We start from the raw sequence: 21,710 nt of genomic DNA, 5'->3' as shown, positions 1-21,710 counted from the left end.
GTCACTGCTCCTGCTGGTGCTGCCGGGTAGGGGGGAAGTCTGCGGTATCGGTGGTGTGTACGGCGAGCGTCCGGTCGGGATTCAGCCGTACGACGATGTGGCGGCGCCACGTCGTGTCGTCGCGCTCGGCGTGATCCTCGCGCCAGTGGCAGCCGCGGGTCTCCTCGCGCCGCCGGGCCGCCGCGACCAGGACGCGGGCCACGCACAGGAGGTTGGTGGCCTCCCAGGTGTCGACGCCGGGCTCGGCGGTCTTGCCGTTCTCGTCGAGGGCGTCGCGGGCCTCGGCGTGCAGCCGCTGGATCTGGTCGGCGGCCTTGTCCAGGGACTCGGCGGAGCGCAGCACGCCGGCGCCCTCCGTCATGATCCGCTGGATCGCGAACCGGGCCTCGGCGCCGAGGAGCGGGTGGGCGGGCTTGTCCGGCTGCTCCACCGGGGCGGGCACCCGCGCGCGCAGGCGGTCGTCCGCGTGCCCGGCGGCGATGTCGGCGGCGATCCGCTCGGCGTAGACCAGACCCTCCAGGAGGGAGTTGGACGCGAGCCGGTTCGCGCCGTGCACGCCGGTGCAGGCGACCTCGCCGCACGCGTACAGGCCCGGGACGGTCGTACGGCCCCGGGAGTCGGTGCGCACCCCGCCGGAGGCGTAGTGGGCCGCCGGGGCTATCGGGATGGGCTCGTGGACGGGGTCGATGCCGTGGGCGCGGCAGGCGGCCAGGATCGTCGGGAAGCGGTGCTCCCACATCTCGGCGCCGAAGTGGCGGGCGTCGAGGAACATGTGCTCGGCGTCCTGCTCCTGCATGCGCCGCATGATGCCCTTGGCGACGATGTCCCGGGGCGCCAGCTCGGCCAGCTCGTGCTGCCCGACCATGAAGCGCACGCCGTCCGCGTCGACCAGGTGGGCGCCCTCGCCGCGCACGGCCTCGGAGACCAGCGGCTGCTGGCCCTCCGCGTCCGGGCCGAGGAACAGCACCGTCGGGTGGAACTGCACGAATTCGAGGTCGCTGACCTCCGCGCCCGCCCGCAGCGCGAGCGCCACGCCGTCGCCCGTCGACACCGACGGGTTGGTGGTGGCCGAGAAGACCTGGCCCATGCCGCCCGTCGCCAGGACGACCGCCGGGGCGTGCACGGCGCCCACGCCGTCGTGCTGGCCCTCGCCCATGACGTGCAGGCTGACGCCCGCCGTCCGGGCGTCCGCGTCCGTGAGCAGGTCCAGGACGAGCGCGTTCTCGATCATCCGGATGCCCCGCGCGCGTGCCGCCTCGACGAGCGCGCGGGAGATCTCCGCGCCGGTCGCGTCGCCGCCCGCGTGGGCGATACGGCGCCGGTGGTGGCCGCCCTCGCGGGTGAGCTCGAGACCGCCCTCGGAGGACTCGTCGAAGTGCGCCCCGGTCTCGATCAGCCGCCGCACCGCGTCCGGGCCCTCGGTGACGAGGATCCGGACGGCGTCCTCGTCGCACAGGCCGGCGCCCGCCACCAGCGTGTCGTCCAGGTGCTGTTCGGGGGTGTCGCCCTCGCCGAGGGCCGCGGCGATGCCGCCCTGAGCCCAGCGGGTGGAGCCGTCGTCGAGCCGGGCCTTGGTGACGACGACGGTGTTCAGTCCCGCCGCCTCGCAGCGCAGGGCCGCGGTCAGACCGGCCACGCCGGAGCCGACGACCACGACGTCCGCGTCGATGTTCCACCCGGGCGCGGGCGCGTGCAGTCGTATGCCTGTGCTGGTCACGAGGCGGCTCCGAAGGTGAGGGGGATGTTGTCGATCAGCCGGGTCGTCCCGACCCGGGCGGCGACGGCGAGGACGGCCTCGCCGGTGAAGTCGTCCTCAAGGTCCGTGATCTCCGTGAAGTCCGACGGGTCGACGAGCGCGAGGTAGTCCAGTTCCAGCGGCGGGTCGAACCGGGCGGCCTCGTCCAGGACCAGCCGGGCGGCCGCGCGGACGGCGGCCGGGTTGCCGGGGGCGGCCTGGGCGACGGCGTGCGCGTCGGCCGCCGCACGGGACTCCCCCAGCGCGCTGAGCGCCTCGGCGCGCGCCTGCGTGGCGGGCACCTCACGCGCGCGTGCCCGCAGCGCCTCCTGCGCGGCGTGCCGGTCGCGGCCGGCGAACAGGGCCGCCGAGAGCGCGAGCGCGGTGCGGCGCTCCTGGGGGGACAGGTAGCGGTTGCGGCTGGACAGGGCCAGACCGTCGGCCTCGCGGACGGTCGGCACGCCGACGATCTCGATGCCGAAGTTCAGGTCCCGGACCATGCGGCGGATCAGCGCGAGCTGCTGGGCGTCCTTCTGCCCGTACAGCGCCACGTCGGGCCGGGTGAGGTGGAGCAGCTTGGCGACGACCGTGAGGACGCCGTCGAAGTGGCCGGGGCGCGAGGCGCCTTCCAGGCGCTCCCCCATCGGGCCGGCGCTGACGCGGACCTGGGGCTCGCCGCCGGGGTAGACCTCGTCGGCGGACGGGGCGAACACCACGTCGGCGCCCGCCTCCTCGGCGACCTTGAGGTCGGCGTCCAGGGTGCGCGGGTAGCGGTCGAGGTCCTCGCCCTCGCCGAACTGCAGCGGGTTGACGAAGACCGTGACGACGACCTCGCCGTCCGGTCCGGCGAGTTCGCGGGCGGTGCGCACGAGGGTGGCGTGGCCCTCGTGCAGGGCGCCCATCGTCATCACGACGGCGCGGCGGCCGGCACGCGTGCGTGCCCGCAGATCGGCGGCGGTGCGCAGGAGGGTGGTGGTCATCCGGCGTCTCCTTCGGTGCCGTGGGTGCCGGGGGCGCCGTCGGGCCGGCCCGCGAGGACGCCGAGGAGGTCCTCGGCGAGTTCCGGCTTGAGCAGTCCGTGGGCGAGCGCGCGGTCGGCGGTCGCCCGGGCCATCGCCAGGTACCCGGCGACGGTCTGCGGGGCGTGCCGGCGCAGCTCGGCGACGTGCGCGGCGACGGTGCCGGCGTCCCCGCGCGCGACGGGGCCGGTGAGCGCGGCGTCACCGGAGCGCAGCGCGTTGTCGAGGGCGGCGCCGAGGAGCGGGCCGAGCATCCGGTCGGGGGCCTCGACGCCGGCCGCGCGCAGCAGCTCCATGGACTGGGCGACCAGCGTGACCAGGTGGTTGGCGCCCAGGGCGAGGGCCGCGTGGTAGAGCGGGCGGTTCTCCTCGGCGATCCACTCCGGTTCGCCGCCCATCTCGATGACGAGGGCCTCGGCGGCCAGCCGGAGTTCGTCGGGCGCGGTGACGCCGAAGGAGCAGCCGGCCAGCCGCTGCACGTCCACGGGCGTCCCGGTGAACGTCATCGCCGGGTGCAGGGCCAGCGGCAGCGCGCCCGCGCGCAGGGCCGGGTCGAGGACCTTCGCGCCGTAGCGCCCGGAGGTGTGCACGAGGAGCTGGCCGGGCCGTACGGCGCCGGTGTCGGCGAGGCCCTGGACCAGCCCGGGCAGGGCGTCGTCGGGGACGGTGAGCAGCACCAGGTCGGCCCGCTCCAGGACCTCGGCGGGCGGCACCAGCGGCACGTCGGGCAGCAGCTGCGCGGCCCGCCGCCGGGACGCGTCGGAGACACCGGAGACGGCCACCGGGCGGTGTCCGGCGAGCTGGAGGGACGCGGCCAGGGCGGGTCCCACGCGGCCGGCGCCGACGACGCCGACGGTGAGCCGCGCGGGGCGGTCCTGGGGATCTGGTTGTTGAAATGCACTCACGCGAGGGCGGCCTTCCCGTTCCAGTCCGCGCGGGGTACCGGACGATTTCTCGTCATGTTAACGCGATTGGAGTTCGGGACGGCCGGGTCGGCGTTCGGCGAGCGCTTCGGCGTCAGCCGGTGAGGGCCCGGATCGTGGGGGTCCGGTAGAGGTCGCGCAGCGGCAGGGACGGCAGTCCGCGGGCCCGCAGCGCGGCGCTGACACGGACGGCGAACAGGGAGTTTCCGCCGAGCTCGAAAAAGTCGTCGTCGAGGCCGACGGGCGTGCCGAGGACCGTCTCCCAGATCTCCCGCAGGGCCTCGGCGAGACCCGGATCACCTTTCCCCGCCGGTGCGGAAGGTACCGTTCCGGGCCGCGGGGACGCCGTCGTCGAGCGGAGCGGGGCCGGCAGCCGGGCCGGGTCGAGCTTGCCGTTGGTCGTCAGCGGGAGGGCGTCGAGCGGCGTGACCGTGGCCGGCACCATGTGCTCGGGCAGGATGCCGGCGGCACGCTTGCGGATGCCCTGCGGGTCGGCGTCCGTGCCCTCGTCGGCCGGGACGACGTAGGCGTCCAGCCGGGCCGTGGCCGGGTCGGCGGGGTCGTCACGGCGCACCACGACGGCCGCGGCGGCGACGGCCGGGTCCTCCAGCAGCACGGCACGGATCTCGTCGAGCTCGATACGGAAGCCCCGGATCTTGACCTGGCTGTCGATCCGGCCAAGATGCTCCAACCGCCCGTCGGACCGCAACCGCCCCAGGTCACCACTGCGGTAGAGAAGCGCGGACGGGGCGGGGGCGTGCGTGCCGGGAGCGGGCGCAGGGGCTTCCGCGCCGGTGGCATTCGAGGCGGGGGCGGGTGCGCCGGTGGCGGACTGGTCCAGGGCATCCGGGATGGGAGCGGGCACGCCGGGGGCGGACAGGCCGGGGGCATCCGGGCCCGAGGCGTCCGAGGCCGGGGCATCCGACGCCGGGGCGGACTCGCCACGGGCAGACCGGCCGGGAGCGTCCGGGACCGGGGCGGCCGAGGCGGCGGTGGACAGGTCCGCAGCGTCCGAGGCGGCGTTGGACGGGTGCGGGGTGTTCAGGGCGAGGGGGTGGGGGTCGGGTGTGAAGCGTTCGGCTGTGAGGTCGGGGCGGTTGAGGTAGCCGGAGGCGACGCCCGCGCCGCCCACGCGGATCTCGCCCGTGACGCCCGGGGGCACGAGGCGGCCGCGGTCGTCGGTGACGTACAGGTGCCAGCCGGGCAGGGCGGGGCCCACGGAGCGGGAGCCGGCCAGGGCGAGTTCCCGGGTGACCGTCTGGGCGGTGACGTGCACGGTCGTCTCGGTGATGCCGAACATGTTGACCATGCGGCAGGTGTTCTCGGGGTGGACGTCGAACCAGGGCAGCAGCATGCGGCTGTCCAGCGGTTCACCGCCGAACACCACGAGCCGGACCGGCAGCCGGGCGTGGTCGGTCCGCAGGAGCTGGGAGAACGCGGACGGCGTCTGGCTCAGCACGGTGACGTGCCGGGCGAGCAGCAGGTCGCGGAAGTCGTCCGGGTCGCGGCTGACGAAGTACGGCACGACGACGAGCCGCCCGCCGGTCAGCAGGCAGCCCCAGATCTCCCACACCGAGAAGTCGAAGGCGGCCGAGTGGAAGAGGGTCCAGGTGTCGTCGGGGCCGAGCCCGTACTCGTCCCGGGTGGCGTCGATCAGGGCGACGACGTTGCGGTGCGGGACGGTCACACCCTTGGGGCGGCCCGTGGAACCGGAGGTGTAGATGACGTACGCCGGGTCGTCGGGGACCGCGTCGGGAGCGCCGGGGTCGCCCTCCGCCTCGGCGAGTCGCTCCGGGGTCACCAGCGCGACCCCGCCCTCGCGAGGGAACTCGGCGAGACGGGTCACGACCACGCGCAGCCCGGCGTCCGAGACGGTGTGGGCGAGCCGGTCGGTGGGGTACGCCGGGTCGGTCGGGACGTAGGCCGCGCCCGCCCGGACCACGCCGAGCAGGGTGACGACGAGTTCCGCCGTCCGCTCCAGGCAGACCCCGACGCGGTCGCCGCGGCGCACGCCGAGGGCCCGCAGCCCGGCGGCGACCCGGGCGGAACGCTCGTCCAGTTCCCGGTAGCTGAGCTCCGTCCCGCCGTCGCAGACGGCCACGGCGTCGGGCGTGGCGGCCGCCACGCGCGCGAACACCCGGGGCAGGGTGTCCGGTGCGGACACCAGAGCGGCGGCCGGCCGCCCGAGCCGCGCCACGCGGGCCCGTTCACCGGCGTCGAGCAGGTCCACGTCGGCGACGGCCGTCTCCCCCGCGAGCGCCGACTGCCGGTACACCTCGCCGAAGTGCCGGGTGAATCCCTCGGCGACCGCCGGTGCGACATGGGAGGTCCGGAAGAAGCAGGAGAGGCGGGTGCCGCCGTCGGGGAGGGGAGAGAAGACGAAGGTGAGGGGGAAGGGCGGCGCGAGGCAGGGGAGCCGCTCGCCCGGGCCGAAGTCCTCCGGCTCGTCGAGGACCCCCGCGACCACACCGCGTTCCACCCGCGACGGCTGCGTCGCGGCCAGGTCCCGGAGGGTGGCCGACTCGGGGACGGCGTGCTCCCACGCCTCCCCGCGGTCGGTCCCGACCGTCGCCGACCCCGTGGAGCCGTGGCCGTCGTAACGGGTGAGGGTCAGCGCGAGGGCGGGGAGGCGGAGGGACGCGGGCGTGGTGGCGTACGGGACGGGGAGGTCGAGCCGGCAGCTGCCGTGCGCGGTGGCGGAGGGCTCGCCCTCACCCCACTCCGGGGCAGGGGCCGCGGGCGGCAGGGGGGCGCGGGGCGCGGCGGGGGCCGGGCAGGGGGACGGCGGGCGCTCGCCCGTCAGCACCTCCGTCAGGTGGCGCAGGCCCGCCCCGTCCAGCCGGTCCCGGTGCGCCACGAGGACCAGGTCCGCGGTGCCGTCGGCGTACCGCAGCAGGACGCACCGCACGTCCCGGGAGACCGGGCGGCGCAGTTCGGCCTCGCGGCGGCGTGCGGCGAGCGGCTCGGCCGGTGCGGCCGGGACGTCGTCCGCCCACAGCCGCCACGGGCCCGCCGCGGCCAGCCGGTCCTGCAGTTGTCGTACGCCGGTCCCGGTCACCGGGACGCGGACCGCATGGCACTGTGCACCCGGCACGGGTGTCCTCCCCTGTCCTGTTCCTGTGCTGTCGCTGTGCTGATCCCCGCGGTGCCGCTCAGCGGGCCGAGAAGCCGCCGTCCACCGTGAGGGTCGTGCCCGTCACCTGCCGGGCGTCGTCCGACAGCAGGTAGACCACGGCCGCGGCCACGTCCTCCGGCTCGATCAGCGCGTTCATCGGCTGCGCCGCCACGAACTCCTCCTCGTGCTCGCTCACCGGCACGTCGAGGGCGCGGGCGATCTCGGCGAGCATCCGGCCCTCGGCGGCCGGGTCGTCGCGGACCGAGCCGGGGCAGACGGCGTTGACCCGCACCTTGCGGGGGGCGTAGTCGAGCGCCGCGGCCTTGGTGAGCCCGATCAGGCCGTGCTTGGCGGCGACGTACCCGGCGAAGTGCCGGTAGCCGACCAGGCCCGCCGTGGAGGCGATGTTCACGATGCTGCCCGAGCGGCGGGCGCTCATCGCCTTGCCGACGGTCCGGATCATCCGCCACGCCCCGGAGAGGTCGACGTCGATCATCAGCGCCCACTCCTCCTCGCCGATCTCGTGCGCGGGACGGCCCGAGGGCGCCGCGATGCCCGCGTTGTTGACCACGCCGTCGACGGCTCCGAAGCGGTCCTCGGCGAGCGCCACGGCCTCCTCCACGGAACGCAGGTCGCGTACGTCGCAGCGGGCCGTGAGCACGGCCGCACCGGCCTTGCGGCACAGCGCGGCGGTGTGTTCCAGCTGGCCCGCGGTGCCCAGCGGATACGGCACCCCGGGCAGGTCGCCGCAGAGGTCGAGCAGCGCCAGGTCGGCGCCCTCGGCGGCACAGGCCACCGCCGTGGCCCGGCCGAGCCCCCGGGACGCCCCGGTGACGACGACGGTCTTCCCGGTCAGGCGCATGGCGCGCTCCCCCATCTCTCCTACTCGACGCCGGCGGCGACGACGTCGATCAGCCCCGCCGCCGACTCGGTCAGGTACATGTGGCCGCCGGGCAGTTCCACGCACGTGAAGCCGGCGCCCGCGACCTTCGCCCAGGCCTCCGCCTCGTCACGGCTGACCAGTTCGTCGTCGCTGCCGCGCAGCACGGTGAGCGGGGCGGGCAGCGGCAGGTCGGTGGAGGGCGCGTAGTTCTCGTGCATCTCCACGTCGGCGCGCAGCGTCGGCAGGATCAGCTCACGCATCTCCGGGTCGTCGAGCGCCTCGTGGGTGTAGCCGGCGAACTCGTTGACGCGGGCGAGGAACGCGTCGTCGGGCAGGCCCGTCGCGCGGCGGGTGCGCTGTTCGGCGGGCTGCGGGGAGCCGCTGACGAAGAGGCGTACGAGTTCGGTGCCGCCCGGCTCGGCGGCCAGCCGGTGCGCCAGCTCGTAGGCGAGGACGGCGCCCAGGCTGTGCCCGAACAGGGCGATCCGGCGCGGCAGTCCCGGGTCGTCGGCGAGCGTGGAGCGCAGGTCGGCGAGGAGCCCGTCGGTCGCCGTACGGGCGTCGGTGTACGGGTCCTCGTCGATCCGGCGCTCCCGGCCGGGGAGCTGGAGCGGCAGGATCGTCAGCCGCTCGCCGGCGACGTGCTGCCAGGGGCGGAAGAAGGAGGCGCCGGCCCCGGCGAAGGGCAGGCAGACCAGGGTGGTGGTGGTCATCTCAGTGGGCCCCTTCCGGGTGGTCGGCGGCCAGCCGGGCGGTGTAGCGCACCGGGAGGCTCTTCAGGCCCCGGCTGGTGGAGTTGTCGAAGACCCACTCCAGCTCGTCGTGCGGGACGGCGAGTTCGAGTCCCCTCAGGCGGCGCAGCAGGGTCGGGAAGGCGACCGAGCCCTCGACGCGGGAGAGCGGGGCGCCGACGCAGAAGTGCGCGCCGTGACCGAAGGCGAAGTGGCGGTTGTTGCCGCGGGTGATGTCGAGGCGGTCGGGGTCCTCGAAGGCCTCCGGGTCGCGGTTGGCGGAGTCCATGAGGATGTGGACGAACCCCTCGCGCGGTATGGGGCAGCCGCCGAGTTCCATGTCCTCGGTCGCCACGCGCAGGGTGCCGCGGTAGACGGGCGGCTCGAAGCGCAGGAACTCCTCGACCGCCGTCTCCACCAGCTCCGGCTTGGACCGCAGGAGTTCCAGCTGGTCCGGGAAGGCGAACAGGGCCTGGAAGCCGTTGCCGATGAGGTTCGCGGTGGTCTTGTGGCCGGCGATGATCAGCAGGACGAGGGTGGAGACGAGCTCGTCGTTGGTGAAGACGTCCTCCTCGTCGGCGGCCCGCAGCAGGATGGAGACCAGGTCGTCACCGAGCCCCTCGGCGCGGCGCCGGTCGAGCAGCCCGACGAGGTACTGCTCGATGCTGTCGCTGGCCACCTTCAGCTGCCGGTTGGACTCCTCGTCCGCGAAGGGGGCGCCGCTCAGCCAGTAGCCCCAGGCGTGCAGATCGGGGCGGTCCTCGATGGGGACGCCGAGGAACTCGCAGATGACCCGCATCGGCAGGGTGAACGCGAACTCCATCAGGTCGACCTCGCCCGAATCGGGCAGCCCGTCGATGAGTTCGTCGGTGATCTCCTGGATGCGGGGCCGCAGCAGGGCCATCCGGCGCGGCACGAAGGCGCGGCTGACCAGGCGGCGCAGCCGGGTGTGCTCGGGCGCGTCCGCGGTGATCATGTTGCGGATGAGGACCGGGCTGCTGTCCTTGAGCAGGTCGCGGAACCAGGACGGCGCGTTGTCGACGGACTTGGACAGCCGCGGGTCGCCGAACGCCTTGAGGGCGGTCTCGTACTCGGAGACCACGTAGGCGTCGCCGCCGGGCGGGTAGTTGATGGGGTGCACGGGGCAACCGGTGGCCCGCAGGCGGGCGTTGGCTGCGTGGGTGGCGCCGGGCGCCGGGTCGGGGTCGGTGAAGAACTCCGGCGGCAGCCGGTCACCGCTGCCCGTGGCCGCCGCGAGCTTCGCCACGGCGGGGTCGGTGTCGTCCGCGGGAGCGGCACCGGCCGCCGGCTGGGCCGGGAGGGTGGCGGCGGCGGTGCCGGGGGCGGAGGTCGGCCGTGTGGTGTCGGCGGGCATCACGTCTCCTTGGAGGTCGGGGAGGTCGGGGAGTCCGGGTCCCCGGCCGGGTCCGCCGTGGTGACGGCGTACTCCTCCGGCGGGGCGAGCTTGCGGATGCGGGGGCTGAGCGTGGGCAGGGCGGCGAGGCCCGAGACGATGCCCATGGCCGTGAACACCCAGGTGGGTCCGGCCAGGTCGAAGATGGTGCCGACGCCGAACACGCCGAGCGGGGCGGCCACCATCGACATGAACATCACGGCACCGAGGACGCGGCCCTGCGTCCGGTCCGGCGCCATGGCCGCCAGATAGGCGAGGAACAGGGCGCTGGTGATCGGCCCGCGCAGGAACACGCAGGCGACGATGATGCCGAGCGGGACCAGTCCGGAGACGGTGGCCAGCAGCACGGCGGCGACCGGCCCGATCCAGGCGGCCGTCAGGAACACCACCGGCGGCGGCACCCGCTTGATGATGGGGCTCGCGAGGAGCGAGCCGACCACTCCGCCGATGCCGGCGATGGACAGCAGCAGACCGGTGAAGGTGGACGAGGCGCCCCGGCTCTCGGCGGTCGCGATCAGCGCCAGGAAGACCCCGGTGTGGGTGAACGCCATGTTCGAGCCCATGATCCAGACGATCAGCAGCCGTAGGACGGGCTGCCGGGCGAGGAAGCGGAAGCCCTCGGCGGCGTTGCGCTTCTCGCCGGGCGCCGCGTTCTCCACCTTCAGCGGCTTGCGGATGAACAGCAGCAGCGCGGAGGAGACGAGGAACGAGAGGGCCGCCGTGAGGAACGGGAAGGCGCGCGCGACGGCGAACAGCGCGCCGCCGGCCGGAGGTCCGCCCATGGTGGCCGCGAAGTAGCGGACCTGGTTCTGGGCGGTGGCCTGGGTCAGCTGCGAGGGCGGCACCAGCTGCTTGATGACGGCGAGGCCGGTGGGGTTGGAGATGCCGAGACAGGCGGCGGAGCCCACGGCCACGGCGAGGATCACGGCGGGGTGGGTGTGCCCGGTGGACACGAGCAGCGCCAGCAGTCCGAGCAGGACGACGCGCACCATGTTGCAGGCGATCAGCAGCAGCCGGCGGTCGACCCGGTCGGCGAGGGTGCCGCCGGGGATCGACATCAGGCTCGCGGTGATCAGCTGCGCGGAGCCGACGGCACCGGCGTAGAAGGCGGAGCCGCCGGTGGCGAGGATCAGCAGCGGGTACGCGACCTCGGCGGTCTCCTTGGCCAGCGCGGCGAACGCCTCACTGGTCCACAGCGCCTGGAAGTCGGCGTTGCGCAGGAGCGGTCTGGGCTCCTGCGGCCGGGTCTGCGCCTCTTCCTGGGTGATCGCGTCAGCCATGGTCACTCCGTTTCTCGCCGGACAACTGCTCCCCCGGGTCGAGCACGCCGAGGAGCCCGTGGGCCAGCGGCCCCGCGTGGGGGGCGGTGAGCATCGACCAGTGGTCGCCGGGGACCGGCTCGACCCGCAGTCCGCCGCCGTACAGCCCGTCCAGCCGGGCCCGCAGCCGGTCCGCGCCGCCGGGGGCGAGGCCTTCGGCCGCCTTGAACAGGACCGCTCGGCAGGGCAGCGGGCGCGGCCGGTAGCGCAGCAGGCCCGCCTGCCGGGCCGCGAACCGCCGCCGCAGCGCCGGGTCCGTGCGCAGCCGCCGTGCGAGCGGACCGACGCCCAGCAGGGCCTCGGCCTGGTGGCGCAGGCCCGCGCGGAGGAACTCGGGGGCGAGGCCGACGGGCAGACCGGCGGTGTCGGGCACGAACCCGTCCAGGCAGACGAGCAGGTCGACGTGTTCGCCGCGCCGGATCAGCAGCCGGGCGAGCTCATGGGCGACGACGGCGCCGTAGGACCAGCCGCCGAGCGTGTAGGGGCCCTCGGGCTGGGCCCGCAGCAGGGTCGCGAGGTGGGCGGCGGCGAGGGCGCCGACCGTGCGGGGGGTGCCCCGGGGGTCGTCGGTGTCCTCCAGGCCGAGCACCGGCCTGCCGCTGCCGGCGGCGGCCAGCTCACCGGCGAGTTCCCGGTAGGGCAGGGCGTTGCCCACGGCGTCGCTGACGAGGAACAGCGGGCGCTGTCCCGGCCGTCCCTCGGCGAGGGTGGCCACGCCGGGCACCGACGGAGTCGTGGCGCCGGCGGTGACCGCGGCCACGAGCTCTCCGAAGAGGGGCCGGCGGGAGAAGTCGGTGACGGACAGCGCGTGACCGGTGCGTTCCCTGACCGCGGACATCAGGGTGACGGCCATCAGGGACTCGCCGCCCAGGGCGAAGAAGTCGTCGTCGTCGCGGACGGCGGTCACCCCGAGGGTGCGGCACCACACCTCTTCGAGCACCGCCCGTGTGCCGCCCCGCGCGGGAAGGGGCCGGGGCGCGGCCGACGCGCCCGGAGCGGGCGCACGCGCCGGGCGCCGTTCGCCGCGCGGGTCCCCGCCCTGGAAGCGGTAGCCGGGCAGTGAGCAGCGGGGCGCCCCGGGCCCGGCGGGCTCCAGTACGTCCCCGAGCGCGCGGTCGGCGCCCAGTTCCCACAGCGTGCCGAGCGCCGCCAGCAGGGCGTCGTCGGCGGGCTCGTCCGGGCGGCCGGTCAGCCGTACGGCGGTGAAGGCGGCGGCGTCCCAGCCGGGGCTGCGGCGCAGTCCGCCGAGCATCGAGCTGCCGGGGCCGAGTTCGACGTACGTCGTGCAGCCCGAGGCGAGCAGGGTCTCCATGGCGCGGGCCAGCAGCACGGGGCGGCGGAGCTGGGTGGCCCAGTAGCCGGGCTCGGCCACCCGGGCCGGGTCGGCCCAGTCGCCGGTGGAGTTGGAGATCAGTGGCAGCCGGGGCGGGCGGGCGGGCACCGACGACAGGTACGCACGCACCGCCTCGGCTGCCGGTTCCATGGCCTTCGAGTGGAAGGCGCGCCGGGTGTGCACCGGCGTGAGGGGCAGGCCCGCAAGCGCGTCGCCCGCCAGAAGGTCTTCGACGGCCCGCTCGGGGCCGGACAGGACGACGGAGCCGGCGCCCTCGACGGCGACGGTGACCGCGCCGTCGGCGGGGAGCCGGGCGGCGATCTCGCGGGCGTCACCGGTGACGCTCACCATACGGCCGGGCTCGGTGTCCCACATGGCCCGTGCCCGGCGGAACACCAGGTCGGCGGCGTCCTGGGGCGACCAGACCCCGGCGAGGGCGGCGGCCGCGTACTCGCCGACGCTGTTGCCGAGCAGGGCGGCGGGGCGGACGCCCCACTCCCTGAGCTGGCTGCCGAAGGCGTGGCCGAGGGCGAACAGGGCGAGCTGCTGGTGCACGGTGTCGGCGAACCAGTCGTCCGGCGTGCCGTCCCCGGGGGAGTCCTCGACGACGGGCGTCAGATCGATGCCGTGCTCGTCGAGCACGTGCTTGCGCAGGGCGTCGAACGCCGCCCGGAAGCCGGGGAGCGCGCGATGCGCGGCGGCGCCGGCGGCGTGCCGCAGGGTGCCCTGGCCGGGGAGGACGAACGCCACCTTGCCGAGCTTGCGCGGCTTGGCACCGGCGTCCCGGGCGGCCTCCCGCTCGGCGACCCCGCGCAGCAGCCGGACCGCCTGCCCGGCATCCCGCGCCACGACGACCGCCCGATGCCGGTACACCCGCCGCCCGGCGAGAGTGCGGGCCGCCTCGGCGAGGGAGGGCACGGACGTACTGGACACATCGGGCGCCCCGGCAGGCGAGGACACAGACGCACCAGACACACCAAGCGCCCCGGCAGGCGAGGACACAGACGCACCAGACACACCAAGCGCCCCGGCAGGCGAGGACACAGACGCACCAGACACACCAGGCGCCCCGGCAGGCGAGGGCACAGAGGTACCGAGACCATCGAAGGCCTCGGTCGGGGAGGGCCCGTCCCCGGCGACAGCATCGGAAGCCTGGCCGACGGACGACGCGCTCTCCACGACGGCTTCGGAGAACCCGGCAGAAGACGACGCGCTCTCCACGACGGCACCGGAAATTCCGGCGACGGACGCCACACCCCCGGCGACAGACGGGCCGCTCCCCCCGACGGCGCCGGAGACCCCGGCGACGGACGAGGGCGTGCTCCCGACCTCGGACGGAGCACCGCCGGCGACTGTGCCGGAGACCTCGGCCGAAGGGGCCGAAGGGGGCGTCGGGGGTGGGGTGAGGTGGGTGGCGAGGGCCTCGGCCAGCTCGCCGAGGGCGTGTGGTGCGGCCGCGGAGAGCAGCAGGGGGCGCGGTCCGGCGCGGTCCGGGAGCGGGGCGCGCCGGGGGGCGGACTCCAGGACGACGTGGGCGTTGGTGCCGCCCACCCCGAAGGAGCTGACGGCGGCGACGCGGGCGCCGTCGCCCCGGCGGGGTTCCCACGGCTCGCCCCGCCGCACGATCCGGAACGGCGTGGCGTCCAGTTCGAGCAGCGGGTTCGGCCTGGTGTAGTGCGCGGTGGGCACCAGCCGGCCGTGCTCCAGCATGAGCGCGGTCTTGATCAGCCCGGCGACGCCGGACGCGGCACCGGTGTGTCCGATGTTCCCCTTCACGGCGCCGAGCGCGCACCGCGCCCGGCCCTCCCCGGCGCTCCCGAAGACGTCGGCGAGGGCCTGCACCTCCACCGGGTCGCCGAGCCGGGTGGCGGTGCCGTGCGCCTCGACGTAGTCGATGTCGGCCGGGTCCACCCCCGCCACCGCCTGCGCGGCGCGGACCACCTCGCTCTGCCCCACCGGGGACGGCGCGGTGAACGCCATCTTGTCGGAGCCGTCGTTGTTGACCGCGGTGCCGGTGATCACGGCGGCGATCCGGTCGCCGTCGCGCAGCGCGTCCGCGAGCCGCTTGAGGACCACCACGGCGACGCCCTCGCTGGGCACGGTGCCCGCCGCGTCCTCGTCGAAGGGCCGGCAGCGGCCGTCGGGCGAGAGGATGCCGCCGGGCTCGTACAGATAGCCCCACTCCCCGTCGGGCATCACGGTGACGCCCCCGGCGAGGGCCGCGTCGCACTCGCCGCCGACGAGGGCGCGGACGGCGAGATGGGTGGCGGTCAGCGAGGTGGAGCAGGCGGTCTGCACGGTGAGCGCGGGGCCGCGCAGGCCCAGCTTGTAGGCGGCGCGGGTGGCGAGGAAGTCCTTCTCCCGGCCGATGTAGCGGGCGAGTTCGCCCAGCTCGGGGTCGATGTGCTCGCCCACCCGGTCGGCGCCCGCGTACACCCCGATCCGGCCCCGGAAGCGGGTCGGGTCGAGCCCCGCGTCGTCGAACGCGGTGACCGCGGCCTCCAGGAACACCCGCTGCTGCGGGTCGGTCGCGGCGGCCTCGGCCCGGCTGTAGGAGAAGTAGGCGTGGTCGAAGCGGCGGGACCCGGCGATCACGCCCATCGCCGGGACGAAGTTCTCCCGGCGGACGTAGTCGGGGTCGGCGCCCCGCTCGATCAGCCGTTCCGGGTCGAAGCGGCTGATGCCGTCGGCGCCGGCCGTCAGCGCCGCCCAGTACCGGTCCACGTCGTCGGCTCCGGGCAGCCGGCACGCCATGCCCACGACGGCCACCGCGCCGTCCCCGCGCTCCACCGCGTTCGGCACGCTCACACCCCCAGGTCCACGTAGAGATGGTCGAGACCGACGTACGAGAGGTTGGGCCCCCACACCGCCGCCTCGTCGGCGAGCCGCGCGCCCGGGAAACGGGCGGCGAACCGGCGCAGCAGGACGGCCGCCTCCAGGCGGGCCAGGGGCGCGCCGACGCAGTAGTGCGGGCCGAACCCGAAGACGAGGTGCTGTTCGGTACCACCGGACTCGGCCGGCGCGCCGGTGACCGGACAGCCCACGGCCGGCGCGGCCGGCGCGTCCGCGTCGTCGAGGAGCCCCTCCCCCGTGAGGCTGACGAGGACCAGGTCGCCCTCCTTCATCCGCTCCCCGGCGATCTCCTGGTCGTAGGCGACGACCCGCCCCAGGTGCCGCAGCGGCGGCCGGCGTTGCAGCACGCGCTCCACGAACGCCTCCGCCGCGCCGGGCCGGCCCTCGCGCACCGCGTCCCAGACGGCCGGCTCGCCCAGGACGTCCATGACGGTGGACGCGAGCAGCGAGGACGTCGTCTCCAGGCCCCCGAAGAGGTTCATGGCCCAGGTCGCGGTGGTGCGCGCCCGGTCCTCGGGGGTCTCCTGCGGGAAGGCCTTCGGGGCGGTGGCCCGGGACAGGGCCTCGGTCATCTCGGTCATCGTGCGGTGCGCCGCCCGGGCGTAGTCACGGCGGTACATCGCGCCGATGAACAGCGACAGGGTGCGCGCCCAGCGGTGCAGCACCTCGGGCGGTTCGGTGACACCGACGACGTGCGCCATCACCTTGCCGGAGATCCCGTCGGCGACGGCCGGCACGACGTCGTGCGGCGCGGTCGCGGCCAGCGCGTCCAGGCACTCGTCGGTGATCTCCTCGACGCGCGGCGCGAGGGAGCGCACGTACGACGCGGACATCACGCGCTGCACCGGGCGGCGCAGCGCCGTGTGCTCGGGGGCGTCGGCCTGCACGAACCACAGCCGCAGGAACTCGGTGAGCTCCCGGTACTCCTCGCGGGCGGGCTCGGACATGTAGAGCTGGAAGGAGCGCTCGAACGTCCCGGATGTGAAGCCGGGGTGGTTGAGGACCTGCCGGGCGAGCCGCGGATCGGCGACCACCCAGCATTCGAGGCCCTCGTCCCACGCGAGCGGGGGCGTACCGTTCACGCGCCGCCGGCCTCCTTCTCCACGAGCGCCCGCAGGCCGGCCGGGGTCGGTGAGAGCAGGAAGTCGCGCAGCCGGACGGTCACCCCGAGGTGCTCCTTGACCTTGCGCATGAGGCGCACCGCGCCGAGGGAGTTGCCGCCGACCATGAAGAAGTCGGTGTCGGCGTCGATGGCCCCGGCCCCCTCGGCGCCCTCGGTGACCTCGGCGAACAGCTCGGCGATGCGGGCGGTCACGGCCGCGCCGGGGTCCGCCGCGGCCCGCTTCGCCTGCCCGGCGGGGACGGCGGACGCGGCGAGGGCGCGCCGGTCGACCTTGCCGTTGGCGGTGACCGGGATGCCGTCCACGATCGTCCACAGGGTGGGGACCATGTAGGCGGGCAGCTTCTGCTGGAGCAGCGCGCGCAGCTCGGTGGCGGCGAGGGCCGCGCCCGGCGCCGGCACCACGGCGGCGATCAGCCGCTTGTCGGCGCTGTCCCCCTCGGTGACCAGCACGACGGCGTCCTGCACGGCGGGGTGGCCGGTCAGCACGTCGCCGATGGCGCTCAGCTCGACCCGGTAGCCGCGCAGTTTGACCTGGTCGTCGGCGCGGCCGAGGAAGGTCAGCCGGCCTCGGGAGTCGAGGCGTACGACGTCTCCGGTGCGGTAGAGCCGCTCGGGCACGTCGGGTGAGAACGCGCCGAAGGAGCGGGCCGTCTCGTCCGGGTTGCCGAGGTAGCCGTCGGCGAGTCCGGCGCCCGCCGCGTACAGCTCGCCGACCGCGCCGGGCGCCAGCAGCCTGCGGCGCGCGTCGAGGACGTACACGCGCGTGCCGGGCACGGGCCGGCCGATGGGCAGCGGGCCGTCGATCTCGTCGGGCGAGGAGACCGAGTGGGTGGTGGTGAAGGTGGTGTTCTCGGTGGGGCCGTAGCCGTTGGTCAGGACGAGGCCGGGGTGGCGGGCCAGCACGCGCGCGGCGTGCTCGTGGGGCACCACGTCTCCGCCGGTCAGCAGGTGCTTCATGCCGCCGAGCGAGTCGGGTGCGAACTCCTCCACGAGCCGGAACAGGCCGGCGGTGAGCCAGCCCACCGTGATCCCGCGCTCGCGCAGGAACGCGCCGAGTTCGGTGGGCGAGGCGAGGCCCGCCGGGTGCACCTCCAGGGTCGTTCCGGTGAGCAGCGCGCCCCACACCTCGAGGGTGGAGGCGTCGAAGGCCAGCGGCGACAGGCGCAGCATCCGCTCACCGGGGCCCAGGCGCACGAACCCGGCCTCGTGCACGAGCCGGATCACGGCCCGGTGGGGCACGGCGACACCCTTGGGCTCACCGGTGGACCCGGAGGTGAAGGCGACGTAGGCGAGCCGGGCGGGGTCCTCGGGAGCGAAGTCGTCCGCCGTGGCCCCGGCGGCGGCACCGTCCGCGTCCCGGGCCTGGCCGTCCGGGACGCCGCGGTCCCCCTCGGCGGTGCCGGCCCCTGCGGAGCCCCACGTCGGCTCCCACACGGCGACCGGTGCGGTGCCGAGGGCGCGGAAGCGGGCGGCGGTCTCCCCGCCGACCGGTCCGACGAGGGCGGCCGACGGCTCGGCGCGGGCCACGATCCTCGCCAGATGGGCGTCCGTGGCGCTCGGTTCGACGCCGACGTAGGCGGCGCCCGCCCACAGCACGCCCAGCACCGCGACGGCCTCGGCGACCGACCGCTCGACGCCGACCAGCACACGGTCGCCGGGGCGGACCCCGGCGGCGCGCAGCAGCCGCGCCTGTTCCCTTGCCGCGTCGGCCAGTTGACCGTACGTCAGGTGCGCCGACCCGTCGCGTACGGCGACGGCGTCCGGGGTGCGGGCGGCGGCCGCGCGGAACAGGGCGTCGAGGGAGGTGTCGGGGAACTCGCGGCGGGTGTCGTTGAGTTCGGCGAGCCGGGCGTGGCCTGCGTCGGATATGCAGCGCACGTCCTCCAGGCGGGCCGCGTCCGAGCCGGCCAGTTCCGCGACGCCGGCGAGGAAGTCGGCGACGAAGGCACGGGTCTCGGCCTCGGTCCACACGGCGGTGGCGTACTCGACGTGGCCCGCGTAGGACGGGTCGGAGTGCCCGATGAGCATCGTCAGGTCGAACTGCGAGCCGCCGCCGTGTCCTTCCTCGACCCGCAGGCGTGCGGTGCCCGCGTCGAGGGTCTGCGGCACCAGCTGGTCGTGCATGCCGAAGCAGACCTGGACCAGGGGGTGGCAGCCGAGGCTGCGTTCGACGCCGAGCCGGGAGACCAGTTCCTCGAAGGGCAGGTCGCCCGCGTCGATGCTGCGCCCGAGCGAGGCGTGCACGGAGCGCAGGTAGGCGGCGGGGCTCGCCTCGTCGTCGATGTCGACGCGGACCGGTACGAGGTTGCCGGCGACGGCGATCAGCCGCTCCAGCTCACTGCTCTGGCGGCCGAGCAGGGGCACGCCGACGAGCAGGCTCCGGGCCCCGGTGCGGCGGCCGAGGGCGAGACCGAAGGCGCCGAGCAGGAAGGCGTACGGGGTGATGCCGAGGGTGCGGGCCCGCTCGGTGAGGGCGGCGGACACCTCGGGGCCGAGGTCGAGGCCGGTGCGCTCGCCCGTGGCGTCCTGGAGGGCGGGGCGCTGCCGGTCGGCGGGGAGTTCCAGGGTGGTGGGCGCGCCGTCGAGGTGGGCCTTCCAGAACTCGGCCTGGGTGTCCCACACGCCGCTCGCGCGCAGGGCTTCCTGGCGGGCGGTCAGCACCTGGACGGGGGGCGCGGTGCCGTCGTCCGGTTCGGGGCCGGTGCCGGTGAGGGCGGCGTGCCGGGCGAACAGCTCGCGCAGCAGCAGTCCGACCGCCCAGCCGTCGAGCACCATGTGGTGCGCGGCCAGGACGACGGCGTCACGGCCGGCGGGGTGCGAGAAGTGCAGCAGCCGCCAGGCGGGCGCGGCCGACAGGTCGAACGGCCGCCGCCCCTGCTCGGCGCCCTCGCGGCGCACGAACTCCTCGAAGTCCTCGGCCGGCCCCTCGTGCACGATCTCCGTCAGCTGCGGGGTGTGCGCGGACAGCACCTCCCGTACGACGTCGTCGTCGCCGTCGCGCACGCTCTCCCGGAAGACGGTGCGCAGCCCCTCGTGGCGGGCGGCGGTCTCGGCGAGCGCCTTGGCGAGGGCGCCGCGGTCGATCCGGCCGCCGTCCTCGGCGTGGGCGGTGAAGACGAGGTTGTACGGGGATCCGCCGGCCACCCGCTCGATGAGCCACATGCCGCGCTGGGCGGGCGACAGGGCGGTGTCGTCGCCGGGGCCGGTTCCCGCGGCGGCGCCGGGTGCCTCTTCGACCCGCGCCCCGGCGAGCACCTCGGCGAGCGGCCGGCCGCCGAGGAGTTCGAGCACGGGGATGCGCAGGCCGAGCTGCTCCTGGGCCTGGGCGGCCAGGCGCATGGCCCGCAGCGAGTCCCCGCCGAGGGAGAGGAACGTCTCCGTGGCGAAGCTCTCCGGGTCCACCCCGTCGCCGAGGACGGAGACGGCCAGCGCTTCGCGGGTCGGCGTCATCAGACGGCCTCGGCGGGCTTCGCGAGGAGCTCGGCCTGGCCGCTGACGGTGGCGGAGCGGAACAGGTCGATGGTGCGCAGGGTCCGCCCGGAGGCCTGGCTGAGGCGCTCCACCAGGACGACGAGGAGCAGCGAGTCGCCGCCGGCCTCGAAGAAGCTGACATCGTCGTCGAGGTCGTCGGCGGTGTCCTCGAGGCCGAGGACCTCGCACCATATGGACCGCACGAGTCCGATCCGCTCCTCGGGGTCGTCCAGGTTGATCGTCTCGACGGGCTGTTCCAGCACGGGTTCCTCCGGTGAGGTGGCAAGGTCGGCGGCGCTGCGCCGCAGATCCGCCAGGAAGGCGGACACGGCGGAGTGGTCGGTGACGTCCGTCGGGTGGTCGAGGGACAGCTCCAGCTGCCGGCCCTCGGCGGTGTCGGCGATCCGGACGAACGCCGCGAGGTCGTACTTGACGTAGAGGGGGTCGAGCGGACGCAGCCGGCCCGTGACGCCGGGGGCGAGCACGGGGGTGTGCGGCGCGTCGTCGAGGTTGAGCAGGACCGGGGTGAGGGGCGGCCAGATCCGGGTCCGGTCGGGGTTGAGCCGTGCGGCGAGGGCGTCCAGCGGCACGTCGGCGTCCATGAACGCCTCCATGGCGCCGATGCGGGCGTTGCCCAGCAGTTCCCGCCAGCTGGTGTCCGGTTCCAGGGAGACGCGCAGCACCACGGTGGTGATGAACATGCCGATCACCTCGCCGGCGTCCGGATGGTCGCGGCCCGGCCAGGCGAAGGCGATGAGGAAGTCGCGCTGTCCGCTGCTGCGGGCCAGCGTGCCGGCGAGCAGGGCGACGCCGAGCATGAACGTCGTGCAGCCCTCCTCGGAGGCGACCGCCAGGGCCTTCGCGGTGCGTTCCGCGTCGAGCCGGGTGGTGACGGTGGCGCCGAGCCGGGCGGCCTCCAGGTCGTCGACGGCGCCGCGCTGGAAGGGCAGGGGTACGTCGAGGGGGGCGCCGCTCAGCCGCTCGACGACCTCGTCGACCTGGGCGGCCACCTCCTCGGGCGGACGGTCGGCGACGACGGAGGCGGGATGCGGCGGGTCGCTCAGCTCCGGCCGGGTGCCGGCCAGCCGGGCCCGGTAGACGGCGAAGATCTCCTCCAGCAGCATCGTGCGCGACAGTCCGTCGACCACGATGTGGTGCGAGACGAGGACCAGCAGGGTGCGCCGGGCGTCGAGCCGGACGACGACGGCCCGGGCGGGGGCGTCGACGGCGAGGTCGAACGGGGTGCTGCACAGCGTGCGGACGTAGGCGTCGACCTCGGCCTCGGACAGCCCCTCGGCCTCGGCGTCGCGCAGCAGGGCCTGGCCGGGCTCGCCGTCGGTGCTGTACTCGACCCGGCGGCGCTTGAGGTCGAAGCGGAACCGGGCCCGTAAGGACGGGTGCCGGGCGATGGTGAGCCGGGCGGCCTCGACGAGCTGTCCGTGGTCCACCTCGCCGGTGAACTCGACGACGGACGGGACGAGCTGGGTGGGTCTCTGCAGTTCGTCACGGTCGAGGACCCACAGGCCCTGCTGCATGCGGGTGGCCGGGTACCAAACGGACAACACGAGAGATTCCCCCGAAACTCATGTGAACAATGGAACCGCTTACCGGAACCACGAATAACACGTGGTAAAACGTTGTACGAACCAGAGGAAAGCAAAAAAGGCGTTTCCGTCAAGGCAGGACGGCGACCGCCGGTGAATGGCTGAATGACCGTAGGCGGGGCCCGATGAACATGTCAAGGGTTTCCCTGGCTTGGCGTGTTGCACACCTCGGACCTGCCGGTCAGAC

12 protein-coding genes are annotated in these 21,710 nt (G+C 75.0%); all 12 read right to left on the bottom strand.

Annotated features, from left to right (window positions below; all coding sequences use genetic code 11):
* Position 1: 1 nt before the first annotated feature.
* The 12 genes from ACFY2L_RS22525 to ACFY2L_RS22470 all read right to left on the bottom strand — a co-directional run bounded on the left by ACFY2L_RS22525 (position 2) and on the right by ACFY2L_RS22470 (position 21,484).
* A complete protein-coding gene (locus ACFY2L_RS22525) occupies positions 2-1,717 on the bottom strand; it encodes an L-aspartate oxidase (RefSeq protein WP_390659443.1) in 1,716 nt (571 codons plus the stop codon).
* Positions 1,714-2,715 carry a pantoate--beta-alanine ligase gene (gene panC, locus ACFY2L_RS22520; protein ID WP_390659442.1) on the bottom strand — a complete coding sequence of 334 codons (1,002 nt, stop codon included), beginning with the start codon at positions 2,713-2,715 and terminating at the stop codon, positions 1,714-1,716. Before panC ends, ACFY2L_RS22525 begins: the two co-directional genes overlap by 4 nt.
* Positions 2,712-3,659: a Rossmann-like and DUF2520 domain-containing protein gene (locus ACFY2L_RS22515; protein ID WP_390659441.1), complete on the bottom strand. Its 948-nt coding sequence runs from the start codon at positions 3,657-3,659 to the stop codon at positions 2,712-2,714. Before ACFY2L_RS22515 ends, panC begins: the two co-directional genes overlap by 4 nt.
* Positions 3,660-3,771: 112 nt before the next feature.
* Positions 3,772-6,771 (bottom strand): amino acid adenylation domain-containing protein, encoded by a 3,000-nt coding sequence (locus ACFY2L_RS22510; RefSeq protein ID WP_390823171.1) that lies wholly within the window; start codon positions 6,769-6,771, stop codon positions 3,772-3,774.
* 58 nt (positions 6,772-6,829) lie between these two features.
* Positions 6,830-7,654, bottom strand: a complete 825-nt coding sequence (locus ACFY2L_RS22505) for an SDR family oxidoreductase (RefSeq protein WP_390659439.1) — start codon at positions 7,652-7,654, stop codon at positions 6,830-6,832.
* Positions 7,655-7,674: 20 nt separating this feature from the next.
* Complete coding sequence (locus tag ACFY2L_RS22500) at positions 7,675-8,388, bottom strand: thioesterase II family protein (RefSeq protein ID WP_390823170.1); 714 nt, start codon at positions 8,386-8,388, stop codon at positions 7,675-7,677.
* Between the two features lies 1 nt (position 8,389).
* Positions 8,390-9,781 carry a cytochrome P450 gene (locus ACFY2L_RS22495; RefSeq protein ID WP_390823169.1) on the bottom strand — a complete coding sequence of 464 codons (1,392 nt, stop codon included), beginning with the start codon at positions 9,779-9,781 and terminating at the stop codon, positions 8,390-8,392.
* On the bottom strand, positions 9,781-11,100 hold the full coding sequence (locus ACFY2L_RS22490; RefSeq protein WP_390659436.1) for an MFS transporter: 1,320 nt from the start codon (positions 11,098-11,100) through the stop codon (positions 9,781-9,783). Before ACFY2L_RS22490 ends, ACFY2L_RS22495 begins: the two co-directional genes overlap by 1 nt.
* On the bottom strand, positions 11,093-15,280 hold the full coding sequence (locus ACFY2L_RS22485; RefSeq protein WP_390823168.1) for a beta-ketoacyl synthase N-terminal-like domain-containing protein: 4,188 nt from the start codon (positions 15,278-15,280) through the stop codon (positions 11,093-11,095). Before ACFY2L_RS22485 ends, ACFY2L_RS22490 begins: the two co-directional genes overlap by 8 nt.
* Positions 15,277-16,407 (bottom strand): cytochrome P450, encoded by a 1,131-nt coding sequence (locus ACFY2L_RS22480; protein ID WP_390659434.1) that lies wholly within the window; start codon positions 16,405-16,407, stop codon positions 15,277-15,279. Before ACFY2L_RS22480 ends, ACFY2L_RS22485 begins: the two co-directional genes overlap by 4 nt.
* Positions 16,404-19,898, bottom strand: a complete 3,495-nt coding sequence (locus ACFY2L_RS22475; RefSeq protein ID WP_390823167.1) for an amino acid adenylation domain-containing protein — start codon at positions 19,896-19,898, stop codon at positions 16,404-16,406. Before ACFY2L_RS22475 ends, ACFY2L_RS22480 begins: the two co-directional genes overlap by 4 nt.
* Complete coding sequence (locus ACFY2L_RS22470; RefSeq protein WP_390659432.1) at positions 19,898-21,484, bottom strand: condensation domain-containing protein; 1,587 nt, start codon at positions 21,482-21,484, stop codon at positions 19,898-19,900. Before ACFY2L_RS22470 ends, ACFY2L_RS22475 begins: the two co-directional genes overlap by 1 nt.
* Positions 21,485-21,710: the final 226 nt, after the last annotated feature.

Source organism: Streptomyces sp. NPDC001381, assembly GCF_042895685.1.
Classification (GTDB): domain Bacteria; phylum Actinomycetota; class Actinomycetes; order Streptomycetales; family Streptomycetaceae; genus Streptomyces.
This window is presented reverse-complemented; position numbering and strand designations above follow the sequence as displayed.

What these genes read in the sequence shown, in the direction of transcription:
- panC (WP_390659442.1), bottom strand. Translation starts at nt 2,715, where the DNA reads ATGACCACCACCCTCCTGCGCACCGCCGCCGATCTGCGGGCACGCACG.
- ACFY2L_RS22505 (WP_390659439.1), bottom strand. Translation starts at nt 7,654, where the DNA reads ATGCGCCTGACCGGGAAGACCGTCGTCGTCACCGGGGCGTCCCGGGGG.
- ACFY2L_RS22500 (WP_390823170.1), bottom strand. Translation starts at nt 8,388, where the DNA reads ATGACCACCACCACCCTGGTCTGCCTGCCCTTCGCCGGGGCCGGCGCC.
- ACFY2L_RS22495 (WP_390823169.1), bottom strand. Translation starts at nt 9,781, where the DNA reads ATGCCCGCCGACACCACACGGCCGACCTCCGCCCCCGGCACCGCCGCC.
- ACFY2L_RS22490 (WP_390659436.1), bottom strand. Translation starts at nt 11,100, where the DNA reads ATGGCTGACGCGATCACCCAGGAAGAGGCGCAGACCCGGCCGCAGGAG.
- ACFY2L_RS22475 (WP_390823167.1), bottom strand. Translation starts at nt 19,898, where the DNA reads ATGACGCCGACCCGCGAAGCGCTGGCCGTCTCCGTCCTCGGCGACGGG.